Annotated in this window: 19 protein-coding genes; 12 read left to right on the top strand and 7 right to left on the bottom strand. The window is 44.5% G+C overall.

The window, feature by feature from the left end; all coding sequences use genetic code 11:
* Positions 1 to 11 precede the first annotated feature (11 nt).
* Positions 12 to 1,346: a sphingomyelin phosphodiesterase gene (locus tag L1D37_RS09050; protein ID WP_239847679.1), complete on the bottom strand. Its 1,335-nt coding sequence runs from the start codon at positions 1,344 to 1,346 to the stop codon at positions 12 to 14.
* A 401-nt stretch (positions 1,347 to 1,747) separates the two neighbouring features.
* Between L1D37_RS09050 and L1D37_RS09055 the strand changes: the two genes are divergently transcribed.
* Positions 1,748 to 2,269, top strand: a complete 522-nt coding sequence (locus L1D37_RS09055; RefSeq protein ID WP_210442400.1) for a DUF2058 domain-containing protein — start codon at positions 1,748 to 1,750, stop codon at positions 2,267 to 2,269.
* A gap of 162 nt (positions 2,270 to 2,431) precedes the next feature.
* Here the strand turns inward: L1D37_RS09055 and L1D37_RS09060 are convergent, their stop codons facing one another.
* The 4 genes from L1D37_RS09060 to L1D37_RS09075 all read right to left on the bottom strand — a co-directional run bounded on the left by L1D37_RS09060 (position 2,432) and on the right by L1D37_RS09075 (position 6,669).
* Entirely contained in the window at positions 2,432 to 2,614 is a 183-nt protein-coding gene (locus L1D37_RS09060; RefSeq protein ID WP_017629754.1) for a hypothetical protein, read from the bottom strand.
* A 167-nt stretch (positions 2,615 to 2,781) separates the two neighbouring features.
* On the bottom strand, positions 2,782 to 4,254 hold the full coding sequence (locus tag L1D37_RS09065; protein ID WP_239847680.1) for an aerolysin family beta-barrel pore-forming toxin: 1,473 nt from the start codon (positions 4,252 to 4,254) through the stop codon (positions 2,782 to 2,784).
* 483 nt (positions 4,255 to 4,737) lie between these two features.
* On the bottom strand, positions 4,738 to 5,499 hold the full coding sequence (locus tag L1D37_RS09070) for a YdcF family protein (RefSeq protein WP_239847681.1): 762 nt from the start codon (positions 5,497 to 5,499) through the stop codon (positions 4,738 to 4,740).
* Between the two features lie 285 nt (positions 5,500 to 5,784).
* The gene (locus L1D37_RS09075) at positions 5,785 to 6,669 is read right to left on the bottom strand and encodes a LysR family transcriptional regulator (RefSeq protein ID WP_239847682.1); all 885 of its coding nucleotides are present in this window, start codon (positions 6,667 to 6,669) and stop codon (positions 5,785 to 5,787) included.
* A 142-nt stretch (positions 6,670 to 6,811) separates the two neighbouring features.
* Here L1D37_RS09075 and L1D37_RS09080 point away from each other — a divergent pair, with 142 nt between their 5' ends.
* Positions 6,812 to 7,822, top strand: coding sequence for an aldo/keto reductase (locus L1D37_RS09080; protein WP_239847683.1), 1,011 nt, complete (start codon positions 6,812 to 6,814; stop codon positions 7,820 to 7,822).
* A gap of 9 nt (positions 7,823 to 7,831) precedes the next feature.
* Positions 7,832 to 8,224 carry a heme-binding protein gene (locus L1D37_RS09085; protein ID WP_239847684.1) on the top strand — a complete coding sequence of 131 codons (393 nt, stop codon included), beginning with the start codon at positions 7,832 to 7,834 and terminating at the stop codon, positions 8,222 to 8,224.
* 98 nt (positions 8,225 to 8,322) lie between these two features.
* Here L1D37_RS09085 and L1D37_RS09090 read toward each other — a convergent pair whose 3' ends face one another.
* Together L1D37_RS09090 and L1D37_RS09095 are read right to left on the bottom strand one after the other, a co-directional pair.
* Positions 8,323 to 9,696 carry an L-cystine transporter gene (locus L1D37_RS09090; protein ID WP_239847685.1) on the bottom strand — a complete coding sequence of 458 codons (1,374 nt, stop codon included), beginning with the start codon at positions 9,694 to 9,696 and terminating at the stop codon, positions 8,323 to 8,325.
* 185 nt (positions 9,697 to 9,881) lie between these two features.
* A complete protein-coding gene (locus L1D37_RS09095; protein WP_239847686.1) occupies positions 9,882 to 10,577 on the bottom strand; it encodes an NAD(P)H-binding protein in 696 nt (231 codons plus the stop codon).
* 685 nt (positions 10,578 to 11,262) lie between these two features.
* Here L1D37_RS09095 and L1D37_RS09100 point away from each other — a divergent pair.
* From L1D37_RS09100 to btuD, 9 genes are all read left to right on the top strand, one after another.
* Positions 11,263 to 11,874 (top strand): flavin reductase family protein, encoded by a 612-nt coding sequence (locus L1D37_RS09100; RefSeq protein WP_239847687.1) that lies wholly within the window; start codon positions 11,263 to 11,265, stop codon positions 11,872 to 11,874.
* Positions 11,875 to 11,944: 70 nt separating this feature from the next.
* Entirely contained in the window at positions 11,945 to 12,973 is a 1,029-nt protein-coding gene (gene cobT, locus L1D37_RS09105; protein ID WP_239847688.1) for a nicotinate-nucleotide--dimethylbenzimidazole phosphoribosyltransferase, read from the top strand.
* Positions 12,973 to 13,779, top strand: coding sequence for an adenosylcobinamide-GDP ribazoletransferase (locus L1D37_RS09110; protein ID WP_239847689.1), 807 nt, complete (start codon positions 12,973 to 12,975; stop codon positions 13,777 to 13,779). The genes cobT and L1D37_RS09110 overlap by 1 nt, the downstream gene beginning before the upstream one ends.
* Positions 13,780 to 13,803: 24 nt before the next feature.
* Positions 13,804 to 14,397, top strand: coding sequence for a bifunctional adenosylcobinamide kinase/adenosylcobinamide-phosphate guanylyltransferase (gene cobU / locus L1D37_RS09115; protein WP_239847690.1), 594 nt, complete (start codon positions 13,804 to 13,806; stop codon positions 14,395 to 14,397).
* Positions 14,398 to 14,406: 9 nt separating this feature from the next.
* Positions 14,407 to 15,024: an alpha-ribazole phosphatase family protein gene (gene cobC / locus L1D37_RS09120; RefSeq protein WP_239847691.1), complete on the top strand. Its 618-nt coding sequence runs from the start codon at positions 14,407 to 14,409 to the stop codon at positions 15,022 to 15,024.
* Positions 15,025 to 15,158: 134 nt separating this feature from the next.
* Positions 15,159 to 16,955: a M3 family oligoendopeptidase gene (locus tag L1D37_RS09125; RefSeq protein ID WP_239847816.1), complete on the top strand. Its 1,797-nt coding sequence runs from the start codon at positions 15,159 to 15,161 to the stop codon at positions 16,953 to 16,955.
* Between the two features lie 278 nt (positions 16,956 to 17,233).
* Entirely contained in the window at positions 17,234 to 18,262 is a 1,029-nt protein-coding gene (locus L1D37_RS09130) for a succinylglutamate desuccinylase (protein ID WP_017059157.1), read from the top strand.
* 133 nt (positions 18,263 to 18,395) lie between these two features.
* Positions 18,396 to 19,391 (top strand): vitamin B12 ABC transporter permease BtuC, encoded by a 996-nt coding sequence (btuC, locus tag L1D37_RS09135; RefSeq protein WP_102310939.1) that lies wholly within the window; start codon positions 18,396 to 18,398, stop codon positions 19,389 to 19,391.
* Positions 19,378 to 20,136 carry a vitamin B12 ABC transporter ATP-binding protein BtuD gene (gene btuD, locus L1D37_RS09140; protein WP_239847692.1) on the top strand — a complete coding sequence of 253 codons (759 nt, stop codon included), beginning with the start codon at positions 19,378 to 19,380 and terminating at the stop codon, positions 20,134 to 20,136. The genes btuC and btuD overlap by 14 nt, the downstream gene beginning before the upstream one ends.
* Positions 20,137 to 20,212 lie beyond the last annotated feature (76 nt).

The raw sequence follows: 20,212 nt of genomic DNA on the forward strand, positions 1-20,212 counted from the left end.
CGTTCACCGCGTTACTTGATGACAGCACTAACAGGGAAGTGGTCTGAAAGGTTGTAGTGCTTCCATAATTCACTGCTTGTAGAGCGAGGAACGTCAACGCGGTTATTGTTGTGAGCTTTTTGCGCGTACTCTGAACTCACTACCACGTAATCGAGATATTCGACGTTTTCTCCGCCAGACATGGGTTCACCAGCAAAGTTATTGATGCGAGGATCAAAGGTTGAAGCGGTATAACCTGAGTACTCAGGCTCAGTGGCTTGCAGGTTGGCGAACATCTGTTGGTAGTCGCCTGGGAACTTAAGCTTGTTCACGTTGAAATCGCCGCTGTAAATCACCGTTTCAGAGGATGGTATGTTCAGCGATTGAGCAAGTTTACGCATCTGTCTAAATTGACGCTGACGATAGTCACGCGCCGTGTCTGTATCGAATGAGGCAGTGTGCGTACCAAACACATGGTAAGCCTGACCATTTTTTATGACCTCAGCGTAATTTACGCCTTTATCAGCAAAACAATCTGTGCCCGTACAATCAGGGAACACATACTGTGCCTCGTTGACGATAGGGTAGCGGCTCACAATGATCACGCCACCGTCATAGATGTTGATGCCATCTTTATTGAGCATCTTGGTTTGATAAGGGTACTCTTTTGCAAGTTCACGCAGGAATTCATCTCGCCCGTTGGCAAACACTTCTTGAAGCGCTAACACATCGTAGCCCTTAACGTATTGAGGGATGAGGTCGTAACGATCACCGATGTGTGAAGCGATAGCGGGGAGGGCCCAGATGTTGTATGTCATGACTTTCAGCGTGTTGGCGTCTGGCTCTGGTTGTTCGTCCACTTTCTGTGGGGTGATGGTGTAGTAAATATCATCGTAGCGAGCGGTTGAATCGGCTTTAAGCACGAGTTCAGTATTCACATCAAAAGCGTTAGTTGAGCTGCGATGAATATTGCGATCATCATGCAGTGTTAAATTCACGTCTGCCGCGCTCAAACCGTGTTGCAGTGTTGAGTTGTACCAGTGCCCCTTCATGGTTTGATTGAGCGTGACGCTTTCACCAATTGAGTTTGATACCACTGTGTCAAACTCGTACGTTTTACCAGACTTTACGCCTGTCCAACGATTGAAACTGATCAGCTTCTTGGTTTCCCACGGGCCAATCTGCTCAACATGCTGTTGCCACTCGTCGCCAAGTTGAAGTAGATCAGTGCCACTATGGTTGGCTTGAATCGTCATCACTTGGTTGGTGTTATTGGTCAGGTACACATCGGTATCTGCAATCGCCGAGGTTGAAATGAATGAAGCTGATGCAAGTAATGCACTCAGACAAGTCCATTGAGTTTTCATTTTCAGGTTATCCTTACTGATTGATTTAAAGAATAACGTAGTAAAGAGTTATGACATTGGAGTTATAACTCTATCAGAATTATCCAAATATTAGATATATGCCATGGTTTTATAAATTTGATTAATCATTGAAAACTAACATATTGCTTTGTCGGAATGATAAGTGATACGCGCGCACGCAAACAAAGGAGGAACACTTTCAAGCTTTAGGTTGGTTATTGGTGGGGTGTTCTTTCTGAAATCATAGGTCGGAAAGTAGTCACATGTGGATTCTGTGATTTACGATAAGAGATAACGCTGGCGGCCTAGCTTTATCAATAGAAATTTTGCCATTGTTCAGTAAACAGATTCCTCAAAAAAAGGTATGATGGTGCCGTTTTTAATCCTGAACTGGGAAAGTCATGGCAAAGTTAACACTCCAAGAGCAGATGCTTAAAGCTGGCTTGGTAAATGAGAAAAAATTAAAGAAGGCGAAGAAAGGCTCGAAAAAGTCTCGCGTTCAAGCTCGTGAAGCAAAAGCGGCAGCAGAAGAAACCAAACTGGCGCAGCAAGCGAAAGATAAAGAGTTAAACCAACAGCTGAAAGACCAACAGTTGAGTAAAGAAATTAAAGCTCAAGTGAAGCAGCTGATTGAGATGAACAAAATCGAATCGAAAGATGGCGATATCAAATACAACTTCACCGATGGTACTTTGGTGAAATACCTATACGTAGAAGAGCTGACTCAAAAGCAACTAAGTAAAGGTATCTTAAGTATTGCACGTCAAGGCGAGAGCTATGTTGTTATCCCAACATCTGTAGCGAACAAGATTGCGATGCGCGATGAAGAGTCAATCGTTGATACTCAAGCAACAACATCTGATGAAGTAGACGAAGATGACCCATACAAAGATTTCGTGATCCCAGATGATCTAATGTGGTAATGGTTAACTAATTACTTCTGGATCCGCTGTACTTTATGGCGTAGAAAGATCATAAAAGGCCCTGATGGTACTACCATCAGGGCCTTTTAATTTTAGCCGACATGTCAGTGTGCTTACGCTCTTTAATTGAGATATGTTTTAAATTTTCTCTCGTATTAAGCGTTAATCAGCAATAATCTCGGCAATATCGAACGCTGAATCTTGTGGGTAGTCTTTGAGCTGATGATATTCAATATGAGATTGCTCATACCCGTCAAAATAGCAGTCACCGATTTCGTTACGTGGACAAATGTGTACATCATCTCGTGAGATGAGCTCTGTTGAGCAACATGGACAGTATTTCATAGCTCCTCCTGTTAGGGATCTCTGTCTTTAGCCGGCTTCATTAACTCAAACTTTTGTTTCGTTGTGATTTCACTTTTAAGTCAGTGTTAATCCATTCGAGTACGTGATGATTAGAAGCTTGGTAGCCATTATTGAGTCAGGAAAAATGAATCTAAAGATAGACTCAACTAGTGCTGAACAGGATTAATCATCAGCTGAGCGTCTTGGTACCCAAGTTGTGCTAAAGCTTCTGGGTCGAAGTCAGTAACGACCTCAATCTCACCTGCGTGGTAGGTTGTGTGATCACCAAGCGTTGCTATAGCATCAAATGAATCCACTGGGTGCTGTTCTCCAATATCGATCATCCCAGAGTATTGTGATTCGGCACTGAATTGGCCTGTTACGTGTGTGTAGAACGGGCGTACACTTGCTCCCGCGGCATATTGCATGCTGCTTAAGCCATTCGCGTTAATCGCCCAACTCCAGTCCCACCATTTCATCTCACCAGGAATATAGCGGTGATCCCATTGATAGCGAATGTTCGCTTGTTCTTCGCTGGTAGCACCCATGGTGAAGGTGTGTGAGATTGTTGGTCGGTCCGTTGGGTGTGAACTTAGTGCATTGCCGCTATAGCGTAAGAAGCCGGTGAGACTGACGTCGTAACTCATGTTTGCTTTGATGCGGTACGGGTAAGAGATACTTGAGCGATAAAACTCGACTCTGAACGGTAAAACAGAATTAGCCGGTACGGTGATGATGGCTTGTCTCTCTGTGGATTCAGAGCGAGAACCGTTGTTGGTATCAGAGAAACGCTGGTCTTGTTCAAGCACTACTGTTACATCTGTTTTCCCAACCTGAGGCCAAGTAAAGTTCTCGTTGATCGCTACTGATTCTGAGAGGTCACAGCTGTTGGTTTTTCGCCACTGGGTAGATTGCTCAAAATGAAGGTCAACGATGATCTGCTTCGGTTCGTCGCCGTCATTGATCGCGTAAGCCGACACGGTATTAATCAGCGCTTGTTCTGGTTCGCTAACCTCACCATGAGAAAATGCCGTGCTATCAAGAGTGTAAGAGAAGTTATCGACCGTGATTGTTGTCTTTTCGTCACAACGTTCACCAGAGCATGAACCATCGCTGTTGCCCTTTATCTCCCAGCCATCGTTAAGCTGTTTGATCGCCATATCTTGGCCTACGTAGCGTCCGTTGTCGCCGCCAACCCAAGCGTAACCAAGGTTATGTGCTAAGTAACTTAATGGGCGAATAAAGCTCGCATTATCGCTGACTAAGGCTCGTTGAACCTCGAGGTTGTTGTGCTCTTCAATGGCCTGTTCTTGATAGTAAGGCAAACCTGCGTCTGGGTGGTTGGGATAACACCATGTGTCGTCGCTGTCTTGGTCTCGTTTAATGAGGCCGTGATAGCCTGAGCCCATGATTACCCAGTCATCTTGAAGGCCTGCTATGTCCCACACGTTCATACGAGAGATAAGCGCTGTTTTGTGCTCTTGTGCTTCGGTATGTGTAAGTGGGCGATAGTCGGAACGGCAAACATCATCCCCAAGTTTGTCTAAGATAATTTGGTCTGAGTATATTTTTGAATGGGCCGTCAAAGGTAGTACTGATAGGGCAGTGCTAAATAGAATGGTTTTACTGACGTTGAGCATGAATTAATTCCTAGGTGCCATTATTTGGCTATTGTTTTTAGATGCGATTTATATGTGTTGTTATGAGTATTTGTTACAGCCGAGGGTCTCTAGCGGGGTGTACTCTGTCATATAAAACAAAGCCAAAAGTACTGAAATGAATTGAAAATAAATACTTATAAATATCAGATAGTTGTACTGATCAACTTGTCGTTTGATAAAGACTTATCTTGATTGATTTTAATTACTTTCAACCATCCAATTAATGGGTGGTTAATTGTTGAACGTTTGTGTTTCTGTAACTTTGTTATTTAGGAAATGGGTTTGGAAAAATAAGTCAGCAAGATTGATTAGAAAGAATTATTGCTTACAGGATAGGGAGTGTAGATGTAAGCCTAAATAAGAAAAAATATTGTGATAGGTAGGATCAAAAAATGCAGCAAACAACCTTTCGATTGTTGCTGCATTTTTATGTATCGATCGAGTTAAGTTAATTGGACGCGATTAAGCATCCCCTGGCTTTTCACGTTTGCTATTCCAGCCCATAAAGTTGTAGATGTTGTAGCGAGCAAACCCGATTTGTTCGTGCAGAGCAAAGTCTGTTACCGCAAAGTTATACCACAGTGGCAGCCATGAAATTTGAGCTGCCATGTAATCGGCTCTTACCGGAATCACGTTCAATCCAAAGTGGTTGAAGTAAAGTTCACTACGGCGAATGTGCAGGCCAGATGAAACCAGCACAATGTTGTCGAATTGGTGATGTTTCATCAGGTCGCTGGTCAGTTGCGCATTTTTCCAAGTGTTGACGCTGTTTGGCTCTTGGATAAGATCGTCCATTGGGACGCCAAGTCTAAGCAGTTGTTGCTCGTAAACTTCAGCCTCTGTGACACCGTTATTCTGAGCGTCACCACCACTGATGATCACTTTGCATGCATTTTGTGTTTTTGCACACTCTTTATATTGGCTTGCCGTTTCACTGATTCGGCCATAAGAGAAAAAGGCTGGCTCGAACTCTTGTGTACTTTTAATTAACTGCGTTCCAGCACCAAGAAGAACAATCGCATTATTATCCGACCATTGGATATTTGGCTTACTTTCGTAATTCGCTTGCAGGTCGTCTAATAAATAGCGAGGGATAAAACCTGAACTAATCAACACAAATGACGATATGAGAACAAGAGACAAAAAAGTGGAAGTTGCTCGCCATTGAAGTAAGCGTGTTATGAAAACGAAGAGTAGAAGAAGTAAAAGTATAATAAAGCTCATGGTGATCCCGTTACTGAACTGGTGTCAATTTGATGCAGCATATTGAGGTGTTGCATCATATATCAATCATGATGATGCTTCATAGTTAACTCATTGTATTATTGAACAAATGCACGATTTATTGTGATTAAATACGATAACTAATCGGAGCACGACTAAAAGCGATTTATTATTGTTCAATAACCCCTAATAAAATATAGGTATATAAACGAAGGAGTTGTTTAAACCCTATTTCGTGTTATTTAAATCAGTTACTTTCGCTTGCCTTAAATCACTACCCATCATTTATCGACTTAAACTTTCAAAGTAATTCTGAACAAACTTAATAAACACTTGATGCTTTTTAGCAGGGTAGATGACTTGCGGATAGAACAGATAAATACTGTTACCTTGTTGTAGACACTCGTCAGGTAATACTCGCTCTAACTCACCACGCTCAACTTCTTTGTCAACGTAATAACTTGCGATACGAATAATACCGTTTCCTACCATGGCTTGTTGCTTAAGTAAGTGATTGTCATTGCTTGAGAGCCAACCTGACACATCGATATTCGCCGATTTTAAAGGCCACTCGGTTTGATGCAGTGTCGCTAAACATTGATGATGACTTAAGTCGCTCACGCTGGTGGGGCGACCAAATTGCTCAAGATAGCCGGGAGTTGCAACCAAATCGTGTTGGTAGGTAATCAATCGTTTCGCGATCATGTTATCTGGTGGGGTATTAGTGGCACGAAAGGCGATATCGATATCATCTTGGTTGAGATTGAAGTTGGTGTAACTGCTATTGATCTCAAAGCGAACCTCAGGGTATTGCTGTCTAAATTGCTGGCAGATATCGAACAGGAACACCTCTGTAAACATCTTTGGTGCCGTAAGGCGTAACGTGCCTTTGACGATGTCGTGTTGCTCGGAAACGCTGCGCTCAAGCTGCAATACTTGAGAGCGAATGGTTAAGCCTTGTTGTAGTGCGCGTTCGCCTTCTTGGGTTAGTCGAACGCTGCGCGTGGTTCTTACAAGAAGAGGGCACTGTAAATCGCTTTCTAGTCGTTTGATTTGCTCTGAAAGGTAGCTCTTGGATATACCAAGCTTTTCCGCTGCTTTGGTAAAGTTAAGTTGTTGAGCAAGTTCTACAAATAGGATCAATCGTTCTATTCTTTTGTGCTCGTTCATTCGCGTATTCCTTAAAAGCTGCCTATTTATATTGTTCGCTATACCAAACAATCATTTCGTAACTAGCATATTCTGTTTTTTAAAAAGAACAATATGATAGAAGCATATCTATTGGCATCAAACCTTCTAAGCGAGATCAGGTATGACGAACAGCATTGATTCAACAAACAAAAACGATAATCAAAAGAACATCCCACTATCAAACCATCTAGAGGGTGTTGGGCAAATCGCCTATGGATGCATGGGGCTTGGAGGTGGCTGGAACGACAACCCGGTCACGACCGCTGATGTAGCGCAAACACGTAGCGTAATCGACACAGCACTGGAGTCGGGAATCAACCTGTTTGACCATGCTGATATTTATACTTTCAGTAAAGCAGAGCAAGCCTTTGGCCAAGCGTTACAACAAGCACCTGAACTGCGTGACCAGATGTTCATTCAATCCAAGTGTGGTATTCGCTTTGAAGGTGAAGGCAACGTTGGCCGTTATGATTTCTCGGCAGATTGGGTAAGCCAGTCGGTAGAAGGCATTCTGAACCGTCTGAATACCGAAAAGCTCGACGTGTTGCTTTTGCATCGGCCTGATCCGCTGATGGAATTGGATGAAATGGCAAGAACGCTTGAGAACCTGAAAGCGGAGGGCAAGGTGGATTTCTTCGGTGTGTCTAACATGAACAGTCACCAAATCCAGTATTTACAGTCGGCGCTCGGTCAGCCGATTGTCGCGAACCAAATTGAAATGAGCTTGGTAAAGCTTGATTGGCTTAATGATGGCGTGATGATTAACTCGCAAGGGCACCATCAATCTAATTTTGCTGCAGGCACGCTTGAGCATTGCCAAATGAAGGGCATTCAATTGCAAGCTTGGGGCTGTTTGGCACAAGGTCGTTTTGCAGAACAAGGCTTGTATTCAGAGCACGAGAACGTGAAAAAGACCGCGCATTATGTCGCGCAGTTAGCCAAGCAATATGGCGTAGAAAGTGAAGCGATTGTGTTGGCGTTTTTACTTCGTCACCCTGCTGGTATTCAGCCTGTCATCGGCACTACTAATCTCGATCGAATTAAGGCATCTGCAGTTGCGACTCAGATTAATCTCACTCGTGAAGAGTGGTACAACTTATACGTGTACTCACGTGGTCAGGCGTTGCCATAGGGGATGAATATGTTGAATCAAAAAATAGTACAGCAACTTGTGTACAGCGCACTCGATATAGCAGGGCACAACGACCAAGCCATCGCTGTGAGTGTATGTGATACACATGGTGAACTGCTGGCGTTCTCCCGAATGGACAACGTCAGCGTGCAAGCGGGTTTGTTGGCTCAGAATAAGGCTTATACCTCTGCTAGAGATAGACAACCGAGTGGTAACTTAGGCGCTTGGGCAAGAGAAACAGGGAAAGACCTCAGTTACTGGACGGATTCAAAGATCACTGGCTTCAAAGGTGGTGTTCCAATTGAACATCAAGGGCAGGTGATTGGCGCTATTGGTATTAGCGGATTAAGTGAAGATGAGGATGAAGCATTAGCTGAGAAAGTGATTCGATTAGTGCTTTAAGTTCTACTGTTTACACAGTGGCTCTGACATAAAAGAGATAATAAAAAACCGATGCACATGCATCGGTTTTTTTGTTGGTCGAGCTGTTCGATTCAGAATTAAGCGTTTGCTTGTTCCAGATCTTGTTGCTTGTCTTTCTTACCTAATAGGTGACTTGTGATTGTACCGGCTGTCATCGCACCAGATACGTTAAGTGCTGTACGGGCCATATCGATAAGTGGCTCGATAGAGATAAGCAGTGCTGCAATCGTTACAGGAAGGCCCATAGCTGGCAGTACGATAAGTGCTGCGAACGTTGCACCGCCACCCACACCTGCGATACCGAAAGAGCTAACCGTGATAATTGCAATCAGAGACAGAATGAAGTTGATGTCCATTGGGTCAATACCAACCGTAGGTGCAACCATGACTGCTAGCATTGCTGGGTAGATGCCCGCACAGCCGTTTTGACCAATTGTTGCGCCGAAAGAGGCAGATAGGTTAGCAATTGCTGGTGGCACGTTTAGCTTCGTGATTTGAGCTTCAACGTTCAGTGGAATCGTTGCTGCAGAACTACGCGAAGTGAAAGCGAATGTCAGAACAGGCCAGATTTTTTGGAAGTATTCTTTCGGGTTTACACCAACAAAAGAAACCAACACACCGTGAACAACGAACATCAACAGAATTGCAACGTAAGACGCGACGATGAAACCGAGTAGGCTTAAGATGTCAGAAGCGCTTGATGTTGCTACTACTTTCGCCATTAATGCTGCGATGCCGTATGGCGTTAGTGCCATGATCATCTTAACTAAGCGCATCACGATAGATTGAGCCGCTTCAACAAACGTACGAATTGGAGATTCTAGCTCTTCTTTCTCTGCCATTACTTTACGTGCAGCAATACCCGTTAGCACACCAAAGATAACAACCGCGATGATAGACGTTGAGCGAGCGCCCGTCAGGTCTGCAAATGGGTTGGTTGGAATGAAGCTAACCAACATTTGTGGAATTGTTAGGTCAGAAACAGTACCAATACGGCTTTCTAGCGTTGCGATACGTGCTGTTTCACGCGCACCTTCTGTCAAACCTTCAGCAGATAGGCCGAATGCTTGAGTCACAACAATACCGACAATCGCAGAAATCGCTGTGGTTGCTAGCAATACAGAGATTGTGATGCCAGAGATTTTGCCCAGTGAACCACCTTTTTCAAGCTTCACTACCGCAGCAATCATTGAAACCAATACTAATGGCATGATCACCATTTTCAGTAGGCCAACGTAACCACGACCAACAATGTTTACCCAATCTAGCGTTTCTTTAATTACAGGATTGCCTTCACCAAATAGCAGCTGAAGACCTAGGCCGAAAGCACTACCGAAAACTAAACCTAATAGAACTAAGCGCGATAATGTGTTTTCTTTTTTCTGCTGTCCGTAGAGAAAGAAGAGGATACCAGTGAATACCGCTAAGGCAGCGATAGCTGAAAATGACATTTGTTTTCCTTATGAATTTCTTTGAATCGATAGGGCGCTTAGATATATGGGCGCAAATACTGTTAGCTACAGTAGCGACCTGTAACAAAACGTAAAATAAGGAAAAGTAATTAAATAGAACGATAGGTAATATCCACTGAATAGAATGAGTGGATATCCAACATTGTGGTGAATAGATGAGCTTTTTAGCGATATTTTGCCAATAAATTAAGCATGTCGCTTGACGAGTAAATTTCGATATTTTGGAAATTATTTTCGAACAATCGGAACAACATGACCTGTGCGACGTCTTTCGACTGAATTGGGCGCAGGTTTTTGAATTTGCCAAACATAAATGGCGACAGCAGAGGAAAGATGCTCTGAAGCAGTTTTTCATCGGCTCTTGGTTCTTCTCGCTCGCCAGCCAGTGGCCCGGGACGTGCAATGAACAGTTGCTTAAAACCGATACGCTTTAAGTTCTGCTCCATCTGTCCTTTACACTTGAGGTAGTGCGAATAGGAATCGACGGACGCTCCGTAACTGGACACAACCGCAACACGTTGAACCCCTAGAAACTTCATCGATTGAGCTACATGGCTGACCAACTCTACATCGACTTTACGCAATGCTTCTTTCGAACCAGCCTTTTTCTTGGTCGTACCTAAACAGATAACCCCTAGATTGGGTGTGGCTTGGGTATCGTCCCAACTGGTGACTTGCAGATCACTGTGAATGAGCGTGTGGAGTTTGTCGGAATGAAACTGCGAATCTATTGCTCTGCGGGATAAGGCATAAATATGGTCAACCGCAGGTTCATCGATGAGTAGGCTCATCACATGACGACCAATTAGCCCAGTAGCACCAGCCACTACAACTGATGTTTTGTCTCCAGAAATGCTCATAGCTGTCCTTAACCCGTTTGCAAGTGCTTGTTTAATATAAACAGTGTTTGAATTTTAAGCGAATAAAAGTTTGATAAATGAGGGGCTAAGACTTGGTCGTTAATGGTGTGGTTGGAGAGTAGAGTTCTGAGTCCGGTATTAATTTAGCTCCAAACATAACAAAGCCCGCTGGGCGACGGGCTTGTTATTTGCTTTGTTACTTTTCAGGTAAAGGACAGTGGGATTTTCCTTACCTTTTTGCTAGCTTTCTTACCGGATTTATTTGGCTTTCTTTTACTTGAATTTGGAATCATTACACCTCCTAAATCTTTCTTTTGTTCTTACTAGTAGTCGACTATTTGTTGCTAAGTGAGGGCAATCACTTTGTGTTACGTCTTACTGAACTTACTTTGTTTCTAACTTAACAATGGAGAGAGATTGAAAAGCTTTTTGCTTAACTCACTAAGGAGAGGTTAGTCAGTTACATTATATAAAGCATAAACGATGCCAAAACGTAAGCTGTTGATCTTTCGTCTTAGAAGAGATTTGGAATTGAACTCGTGTCTTTTTGATTCTCAATTTGAGAAAAACGGTCAGGAACTGTTTAAATTAAGAACACTCTCTGCGGTTTCTGTTACTTAGGCATAGATACAGCTTTGCTTAACACGTAAACTGAGTCGTAATTCACATAGACCAAGGACGTGCTATGAACCTCAAGCTTGATACTCTCGCTCCCACTCAGATTTATCACCTGATGACACAAACCGTCGTTCCTCGCCCGATTGCGTGGGCATTGACGGAATCTTCAGAACAAGAGTATAACCTAGCGCCTTTCTCTTATTTCACGCCTGTTTCCAGCAATCCGCCGCTACTGATGTTATCGGTCGGGAAGAAGCCATCGGGCGAAATCAAAGACACCACTCGTAATGTCCTAGAAACGGGTAAGTTGGTCATTCACATCGCGTCAGCCAGTTCTGCAGAAGTAATGACGGCGACAGCAGCCACGCTCGACCATGGTGAGTCTGAAGTAACCGCGAATAATATCGAGTTGGTTGAGTTTGAAGGTTTTTCTTTACCTAGAGTGAAGGAGTGCGCTGTGGCTTTTGGTTGCACATTGTATGAAGTTAAAGAAGTCGGTGAAGTACCGCAAAGCCTTGTCTTTGCTCAAGTTGAACAGGTGTATATCTCTGAAGGTGTGATCGATAAAGAGAGCGAACGCTTGAAGATTGATGCACTAGCACTTGATCCTTTATCTCGACTGGGCGGAGGCGAATACGCCACGCTGTCCAATGTGTTCTCTGTCGCTCGTCCTAAGTAAGCGTTAACTATTTAGCTCCAGCGGATAAGATCGTTAAACCCCGTTCCTCAATCTAAGTGCCACTAATATTATGTTAGATACAAAATACTCGCAGTACATCCAACATCGCATTGACCAAAAAACCAAGCCGTTAGGCGCTCTTGGTTTACTGGAAAAGGTTGCTCATCAACTGGCTCTGATTCAAAGCCAAGGTAAAGAGTCTGCGGTTGAACATATCGAATTGAACAAGCCGAGCATCATCATTTTTGCAGGTGATCATGGGGTTGCTGATGAAGGTGTGAGTATTGCCCCGAGTGCTGTCACACAACAGATGGTATTGAACTTTTTAAACGACGGCGCGGCGATTAACTGTTTTTGCGCAGTGAGCAACATCGATATTACCGTGGTCGACACAGGAATATTGTTACCAGTCGAATCTGATAGCCCAATATTGATCCCCCAGCGTTTGGGTACACGAACCAATAACTTTGCCAATGAAGCCGCAATGAGTTTAGAAACTGTAGAACGTGGGATTGAACTGGGCGCAGAGCTTGTATCTAGAACCATTTCGAATGGCACAAATATCATCATGTTTGGTGAAATGGGTATCGGCAATACTAGCAGCGCATCAGCAATTTTAAGTGCATTAGCAAACCGCACTGCAGTTGAATGTGTTGGCCTAGGCACTGGTATCAACAACGAACAGTTCGCACGAAAAGTCGCGGTGGTTGAGCAGGGAGTAGCTCGCTGCAAAGGACTTGATCCTAAATCGATTTTGGCTCAAGTCGGCGGTTATGAGATCGTTCAAATGGTTGGTGCTTTCCTTGGTGCTTATCAAAACAGAACACCAGTATTGGTCGATGGTTTTATCGTGTCAGTCGCTGCGTATGTCGCGACCTTAATTGAACCGAATTGCCGTGACTACATGATCTTCGCGCATCGCTCTGAAGAGTCAGGGCACAAAATCTTATTAGAGTTGCTAGACGCTGAACCGTTGCTCGACCTTGGCTTGAGATTAGGCGAGGGCACGGGCGCAGCTTTAGCTATGCCAATCATCCGAGCGGCAGCTGAGTTCTATAACAACATGGCGAGCTTCGAGAGCGCTGGAGTCACGGTTTAATGAGTGATACGCCACAAAGATCTTGGAAAGATCGCACTGCTTATCAGTGGGAGCTGTTTTCGTTGGCTATGGGCTTCTTTTCTCGTTTGCCAATGCCAAAGAATACGCCCTATTCAGAAGAGCGTATGAACCGTTCTGGTCGTTATTTCTCAACAGTCGGTTTGTTGCTTGGCGCCTTGTGTGGTGGTTTGTTTCTGTTTCTTGATACTGTGTTACCAAGTTCGATTGCCATCTTTTTGATGATGAGCTTTAGCTTAATGCTCACCGGCGCTTTCCATGAAGATGGCTTAACTGACATGGCGGATGGCATCGGTGGCGGCATGACATTGGAACGTCGCTTGACCATCATGAAAGACAGTCGCATAGGAACATACGGTGCGTCTGCGCTGATCATGGCGTTGCTAGGTAAGTGGGTTCTGCTCAATGAACTCGTCAGCATGGCTGGGTTGTTTATGGTCATCGTGACGAGCTACACCTTTAGCCGTGCGGTTGCGGCATCCCTTATTTATGACATGCCTTATGTCAGCGATTTAGACACGAGCAAGAGTAAGCCTTTAGCCAACAAACAAACCAAGGGTGAACTAGTCTTCCTCATGTTGATTGGCCTGTTACCAAGCTTGTGGTTTGGATTGGCGTTTACGTGTGTTTTAGCTGTGATTGCTTACCTGTTTAGAATGGGCTTCAAAAAGTGGTTAATTGCACGCATTGGTGGCTTTACTGGTGACTGTTTGGGCGCGGCTCAACAATTGATGGAACTACTGGTTCACGTTGTGTTCGCCGCTGCTTTTTATAACGGCTTGATGTAACGCATTCAGGATTAGAGGCAACATATGACAACCAACAATCAAGCGTATCAGAGTCATCGCCATCTTGTTTTAGGCGGCGCGCGCTCGGGTAAGTCGAGTTTTGCAGAACAACAAGCATTATGTGCACTTGAAGCATGTTCAAATGGGCGTTTGCATTACATAGCGACAGCCACCTATTTAGACGATGAAATGCGCGAGCGAATCGCTCATCATAAAGATCGTCGTGGTAAAGAGTGGATTGAGCATGAAGTGCCCGTTGAATTAGCAGCGAAATTGCAGTCATTTAATCAAGATGATGTCGTATTGATTGATTGCCTAACACTCTGGCTCAACAACATTATCTTTGAACTGGGTGATGAAGCGACCAATGAGCAAGTCGAAGCTGTAGTTGAAGCTTTGGTCAGAAGCGTAGAGCAAAGCCCTGCACACATCATCATGGTCTCTAATGAAGTGGGTTTAGGCGTTGTTCCTCTGGGTAAGGTTTCGCGCTTGTTTGTAGACAATGCAGGGCGAATGAACCAAGCGCTCGCTCGTGTTGTCGAACGAGTTACGCTGATCGCCGCAGGATTACCGTTGAATTTAAAACCCTCAAATCATTCGTTTGATGCTCAAGGCTAGGTCACATACATGGTCAATGGAACAACCAAAAATATCTATTTGCTAAGACACGGTAAGGTGGAAGGGAAGGCGGCGCTAAACGGTGTATCTGACGTATTGGTGAATCCAGAACTTCAACAGCAAATATGCGAAGCCTTGGTGCAGCACAATGTGGCTTTTGATGGTGTGGTTACCTCGCCATTAAGACGCTGCAGTGACCTAGCGAGCCTTTATTCAGAGCGCGTGTCTATACCTTTATCAGTTGCACCAAAATTTCAAGAAATGAACTTTGGTGAAGTGGACGGCATCGCGTTTGATGAGCTTGAAGATAAGTGGGCGATGCTAGACACTTTTTGGCAAGACCCTGCAAATCATCAGCTGACTGGTGCAGAAAGTTTACAGGGCTTCCACGACAGAGTAACTCAAGCTTGGTCGCAACTTTTGAATAACCCAAGTGACAATCTATTGCTGGTTACTCATGGTGGCGTAATTCGAATGTTATTGGCGCATTGCCTTGATATTGATTGGAAAAATCCGAGCTTGTACTCGAAGTTATCGATAGAGAATGCATCAATAACTCATATTCAAGTCACTCAGTTTGCGCAGAGCTTTATCAGCGTCAAAGCGATAGGGCTGCCTGTTCTCTGAGTGTTCAAAAAATACAGTTTTAAGAATTAACATCTAATTAGATCTGTAAATAGAAAAAGTATTAGAAGTATAAAGCGGTGTCTATAACCGCTGTGCCAGATTGGCACTACTACCTACGTGAAAGGAATTTAGTCATGACAACACCGAGTTGGGATCTAAGCATTGCTTATCGCGATCTTGATGATGCAAAAATCGAACAAGACATCGAACTCATTCAACAGTGTATCGAACTCTTGTACCTGCATGTTGAAAAGCGTCACATCATTCTGGCAATGCAAAACGCAATCCAGACCTCAGAAGCGGCAGGCACGCTACTGAGCACTATCAATACCTTTGCTAACTGCCACGCATCGGTCGACGCGACCCACACAGAAGCCAAAGCGCTGCTTGGACGTGTCGCAAAGCTTAACTCTGAAATGTCTCAAGCGTTTAGCCCTTATGAAGACACGTTAATTCACGCTGAACCAGAGTTTATTGATGCGGTTTTAGAACACGAGAGTGCCGATGTTGCGGGCCAACGCTTCGCGATTGAAAGCTCACGTAAGTTATCAAGCAGCCGACTCAGTGTTGCCGAAGAACAGCTTTTAGCAGCCATGAAAGTAGATGGCCGCGACGCATGGGGTCGTTTATACGACAACCTAACTGGCTCTTTGAAACTGTCGCTAAAACTTGATGGTGAAGAAGAAACGCTTGGTTTCTCGCAAGCGGCGAGCTTGTTGTACGGTAGCGAATTCGACAAACAAGAGCCTGCATGGCGCGCGGTTCAAGGTGCAATGAAGACACACCAAGAGTCATTTGCTTCGATTCTAAATGCGCTTGCAGGTTGGCGTCTGACTGAAAATAAAAAGCGTTCGAAAATCGCAGATGTGCATTTCTTAGATCCAAGCTTGCACGGCAGCCGAATTGTGCCTGAAACGCTAGACACTATGATGTCGGTGGCGAAAGCTAATCGCACAGTAGGTCAGAAAGCGGGTCTATTGATGGCAAGAGTTCACGGCTTAGATGAAATGAAGCCTTGGAACCACTTAGCTGCGATGCCGCCATTAGGTGACAGCGAATCTAAGATTTATCCATTTGATGAAGCGATTGAAGTGATCAAAACCGCTTTCGCAGAAGTGAGCCCAGAGATGGCTGACTTTGTTGCTTTGATGGTTGAGAATGGTTGGATTGATGCAGCACCAGCAGCCAACAAGCGTTTAGGTGCTTACTGTACTAAGTTTGCTGCGACACGCACGCCGCTTGTGTTCATGACATGGAGTGGTAGCCGCTCTGACTTAATGACACTGGCACACGAGCTGGGCCACGCGTTCCACAACTGGGTAATGAAAGACATGCCGTTGTGTAAGACTCGCTACCCAATGACGCTTGCAGAAACAGCTTCTATTTTTGCTGAAAACATCGTTCGTGATCACTTGTTAACACAAGCTCAGACACGTAATGAGAAACTTGAAATGCTGTGGGAAGAGCTGTCTTCTTCACTCGCTTTGATGGTGAACATTCCAGTACGTTTTGAATTTGAAAAAGCGTTCTACGAGCAGCGTGAGAAAGGTGAACTGACGGCTCAGCAATTGTGTGACTTAATGGAAAGCACTTGGAAAGAGTGGTACGGCGATGCAATGACAGAAGCTGATCCTTACTTCTGGGCGAGCAAATTGCACTTCAGTATTTCTCAGGTGAGCTTCTACAACTACCCATACTTATTCGGTTATCTGTTCAGCAAAGGTGTTTACGCGCAACGTGATGCGAAAGGCGAGCAGTTCTACGGCGATTACGTTTCATTGCTTCGTGATACGGGTAGCATGATGGCGGAAGAAGTGGTTCAAAAACACTTGGGAATGGACCTGACTCAGGCTGATTTCTGGCAACAAAGCATCGACATGGTCAAAGTTCAAATCGATGAATTTGAAAGATTGCTCGATCAGGAAGATTAATTGATCTCAATCTGTTCATGGCAGGTAAGAGCTGTGTTAGCTTACGTGGCTCTTATCTTGCTGGCATAACCTGAGAAAAGCCGAAACAACCAAAAGTCTCTTTAAATAGAGAAAGTTATTTGGAACAGATGTCGGTTAGTAAAGTCAGCAGGTAATATAAAAATATATGGGTAGTATTTGTGAGTGATAACGGAGTTTCTGTTGATAAGTGCGATCCTAGCAACACAATTTCTATGTACAATTTATTAACATACGGCCGTGCAATTAAGGAGTAGCGCATGACGAAGACCCTCTTTCGCCAATCATTTCTTTTTGACAGCCTAGATCTTGAGCAAGAAGTGTTTGCAGGACAGACCGTACTGAGTAACGGTGTTCAAATTAAGCTTCATCAACGCGGTGTCTTGGAAGTGATTCCCGCGGATTTTAATTCTGAAACCAAGAACATCATTTTTTCAACCGGTGTTCATGGCGACGAAACTTCACCAATGGAGCTTATCGATAAGCTCATTGAGGATATTGAAACAGGCTTCCAAGTAGTAAACGCGAGATGCTTGTTTATCATCGCTCACCCAGAAGCCACCAACGCACATACTCGTTTTCTTGATGTGAACATGAATCGCCTGTTTGATGAAAAGCAGTACGAGAGCAATCGAGAAGTGGATATCGCGAAGAACTTGAAGTTCTTGGTGACTGAGTTTTACAAAGAAACGGAACCTGCCACTCGTTGGCATCTAGATCTGCACTGTGCAATCCGTTTATCTAAGCATTACTCGTTCGCAGTGAGTCCTAAGGTTCGCCATGAAGTCCGCAGCAAAGAGTTGTTTGATTTCATCAACAGTGCACACGTTGAAGCAGTGTTGTTGTCAAATGCGCCAACCAGCACATTCAGTTGGTACAGCGCTGAAAACTTCGAGGCACAAGCACTGACAATGGAGCTAGGGCAGGTTGCGAGAATTGGTGAGAACCAACTTGATAAGCTAACAGCTTTTGACTTGGCGATGCGTAACTTGATTGCTGAAGTTGAACCAGAGCATTTACCGAAACGAACCATTACTTATCGCGTGAGCCGAACCATTGTTCGTTTGCATGATGATTTCGATTTCATGTTCTCAGATTCTGTAGAGAACTTTACCGCGTTCAAGCACGGTGAAGTATTCGGCCACGATGGTGATAAACCGTTAATGGCGAAGAATGAAAACGAAGCGGTGGTGTTCCCAAATCGTAATGTGGCGATTGGTCAGCGAGCGGCTTTAATGGTGTGTGAAGTTGAAACGCGATTCGACCATGGTCAGCTTGTGTACGATTAATATCGACTCGGGTTTAAACGACGAAAACAACCGCTCAACTGGTTGAAATATCAAGGTTCACATTACGGTGTGAGCCTTGAGTTTATTTGGGGATACAGGTAAGGTTACGCGAACATTTTCAAAGTAGCTTGATATGGATTTCCAACAACTTCTTCACCAAAAACAGCGCAAATGGACGAGAGCCATTTATCTGATGGCAGCACTGCTTGTCGCGCTGAGTGCAATTTACCTAATGGTTGGCGATCTCTTCATTTCCCCTCTGGGCACCTTGTCCACGTTAGAACAAAAACTACTGATTGATTTACGCTTACCTCGATTATTAGCCGCTATTGCTATCGGGGCAGGGCTAGCGGTATCTGGCGCAAGTTTACAAGTGTTATTAGGTAACGTATTGGCAGAGCCAGGTGTGCTCGGCATTTCTGGCGGTGCAAGCCTAGCTATGGTGATTGTGCTGTTCTTCTTGCCGTTTGCTCCGACTCCAGAACTCTTTATGATTGCTGCCGTTTTAGGTTCGCTCTGTTTCACCGTGATTCTGGTAAGCATGGTAAAAGCGATGCGACTGACCACAGCCAAACTGCTGCTGGTGGGGGTTGCGTTAGGCATTCTTTCTGGCGCGATGGTGACATGGGCATTCTATTTCAGTGACGATCTCAGCCTTCGATTATTGATGTACTGGCTAATGGGTAGCTTAGGTGGCGTTACTTGGTATCAACACTCGCTCACGTTAGTCATGATTCCGGTGATTATTTGGTTGTGTTTGCAAGGCAGTAAGTTAGACAAAATGATGATAGGGGAGACACACGCTGCGCAGCTGGGCGTGAATGTGCCTAAGTTACGTTGGCGCTTAATCTTCGCTGTGTCTATTTTGGTCGGTTGTGCCGTGGCATTAGGCGGCGTAATCAGTTTTGTGGGCTTGGTTGTGCCACACTTACTTCGTTTAGCGATTGGTACTGACAACAAATACTTGCTTCCTTTGTCTGCGGTTGCGGGTGCTGCATTGTTGGTGTTTGCTGATATTTGCGCGCGTACTTTATTGGATTCTGCAGAATTACCTTTGGGTGTGATGACCACAAGTATCGGTGCGCCTATCTTCATTTGGATGTTAATTAAAAATCATGATTCAAATTAAGAGCCTGAGCGTCGGCGCTCGTTTATTACCACTCTCATTTGAGCTCAAGCAAGGGCAGGTGACTCACGTTATCGGTCCCAATGGCAGTGGCAAAAGTACCTTACTTGAGGCCATTTCGGGTATTGGTGATGGTTACAAGGGCGATATAAAGCTTGATGAGCAAGACTTATCAAAGCTGTCGCTGCAAGACTTGTCACTGCATCGTGCCTATTTATGTCAAAGCGCAAGACCTGCTTTCAACTTAGAAGTGTTCCAATACCTTGCGTTGTCTCTGCCAAGTTCTTCACAAGGCCTTGATACTGAAATCAACGCTGCTTTGGAAGAAATCAGCCAGATGCTCGACATTGCGGATAAGCTTCATCGTTCTATTCAAGCTTTGTCTGGCGGTGAGTGGCAACGCGTTCGCTTAGCGGGCATGTGTTTGCAAATTTGGCCGACACTTAACCCATACGCGAAGTTGTTAATTCTCGATGAGCCAGCGGCGCCATTGGATATTGCTCAAGAAGCCTTGCTCTACAAGCTCATTGAACGAGTAGCAGAGAAGGGCATTGCCGTGATCATGGCAAATCACGATCTTAACCGAACCCTAAGACACGCCGACCAGGTGTTGCTGCTCGATAAAGGCGTTTTAGAAGCTTCTGGTGCTGCGACACAAGTGTTGACTCCAGAACAACTTGAGTCTGTGTTTAACACACAAGTGAAAAGCATCTCTGTAGATGGTCAAACCTATCTAGTCTTCGAGTAACTCCTGCTGTATTCGCTTGAATACTCTTCTATCCCATATCACTAATTTATAAATAATTAGAAGCATTTACGCTGAT

The sequence above is a fragment of the Vibrio sp. Isolate33 genome (assembly GCF_022397895.1).
GTDB lineage: Bacteria > Pseudomonadota > Gammaproteobacteria > Enterobacterales > Vibrionaceae > Vibrio > Vibrio pomeroyi.

Coding starts and splice junctions, on each gene's coding strand:
- L1D37_RS09130 (WP_017059157.1), top strand. CDS start 17,234: ATGACGAAGACCCTCTTTCGCCAATCATTTCTTTTTGACAGCCTAGAT.
- L1D37_RS09100 (WP_239847687.1), top strand. CDS start 11,263: ATGAACCTCAAGCTTGATACTCTCGCTCCCACTCAGATTTATCACCTG.
- btuD (WP_239847692.1), top strand. CDS start 19,378: ATGATTCAAATTAAGAGCCTGAGCGTCGGCGCTCGTTTATTACCACTC.
- L1D37_RS09085 (WP_239847684.1), top strand. CDS start 7,832: ATGTTGAATCAAAAAATAGTACAGCAACTTGTGTACAGCGCACTCGAT.
- L1D37_RS09050 (WP_239847679.1), bottom strand. CDS start 1,346: ATGAAAACTCAATGGACTTGTCTGAGTGCATTACTTGCATCAGCTTCA.
- L1D37_RS09125 (WP_239847816.1), top strand. CDS start 15,159: ATGACAACACCGAGTTGGGATCTAAGCATTGCTTATCGCGATCTTGAT.
- L1D37_RS09055 (WP_210442400.1), top strand. CDS start 1,748: ATGGCAAAGTTAACACTCCAAGAGCAGATGCTTAAAGCTGGCTTGGTA.
- cobU (WP_239847690.1), top strand. CDS start 13,804: ATGACAACCAACAATCAAGCGTATCAGAGTCATCGCCATCTTGTTTTA.
- btuC (WP_102310939.1), top strand. CDS start 18,396: ATGGATTTCCAACAACTTCTTCACCAAAAACAGCGCAAATGGACGAGA.
- L1D37_RS09070 (WP_239847681.1), bottom strand. CDS start 5,499: ATGAGCTTTATTATACTTTTACTTCTTCTACTCTTCGTTTTCATAACA.
- L1D37_RS09110 (WP_239847689.1), top strand. CDS start 12,973: ATGAGTGATACGCCACAAAGATCTTGGAAAGATCGCACTGCTTATCAG.
- cobT (WP_239847688.1), top strand. CDS start 11,945: ATGTTAGATACAAAATACTCGCAGTACATCCAACATCGCATTGACCAA.
- L1D37_RS09080 (WP_239847683.1), top strand. CDS start 6,812: ATGACGAACAGCATTGATTCAACAAACAAAAACGATAATCAAAAGAAC.
- L1D37_RS09095 (WP_239847686.1), bottom strand. CDS start 10,577: ATGAGCATTTCTGGAGACAAAACATCAGTTGTAGTGGCTGGTGCTACT.
- L1D37_RS09065 (WP_239847680.1), bottom strand. CDS start 4,254: ATGCTCAACGTCAGTAAAACCATTCTATTTAGCACTGCCCTATCAGTA.
- L1D37_RS09060 (WP_017629754.1), bottom strand. CDS start 2,614: ATGAAATACTGTCCATGTTGCTCAACAGAGCTCATCTCACGAGATGAT.
- L1D37_RS09090 (WP_239847685.1), bottom strand. CDS start 9,696: ATGTCATTTTCAGCTATCGCTGCCTTAGCGGTATTCACTGGTATCCTC.
- L1D37_RS09075 (WP_239847682.1), bottom strand. CDS start 6,669: ATGAACGAGCACAAAAGAATAGAACGATTGATCCTATTTGTAGAACTT.
- cobC (WP_239847691.1), top strand. CDS start 14,407: ATGGTCAATGGAACAACCAAAAATATCTATTTGCTAAGACACGGTAAG.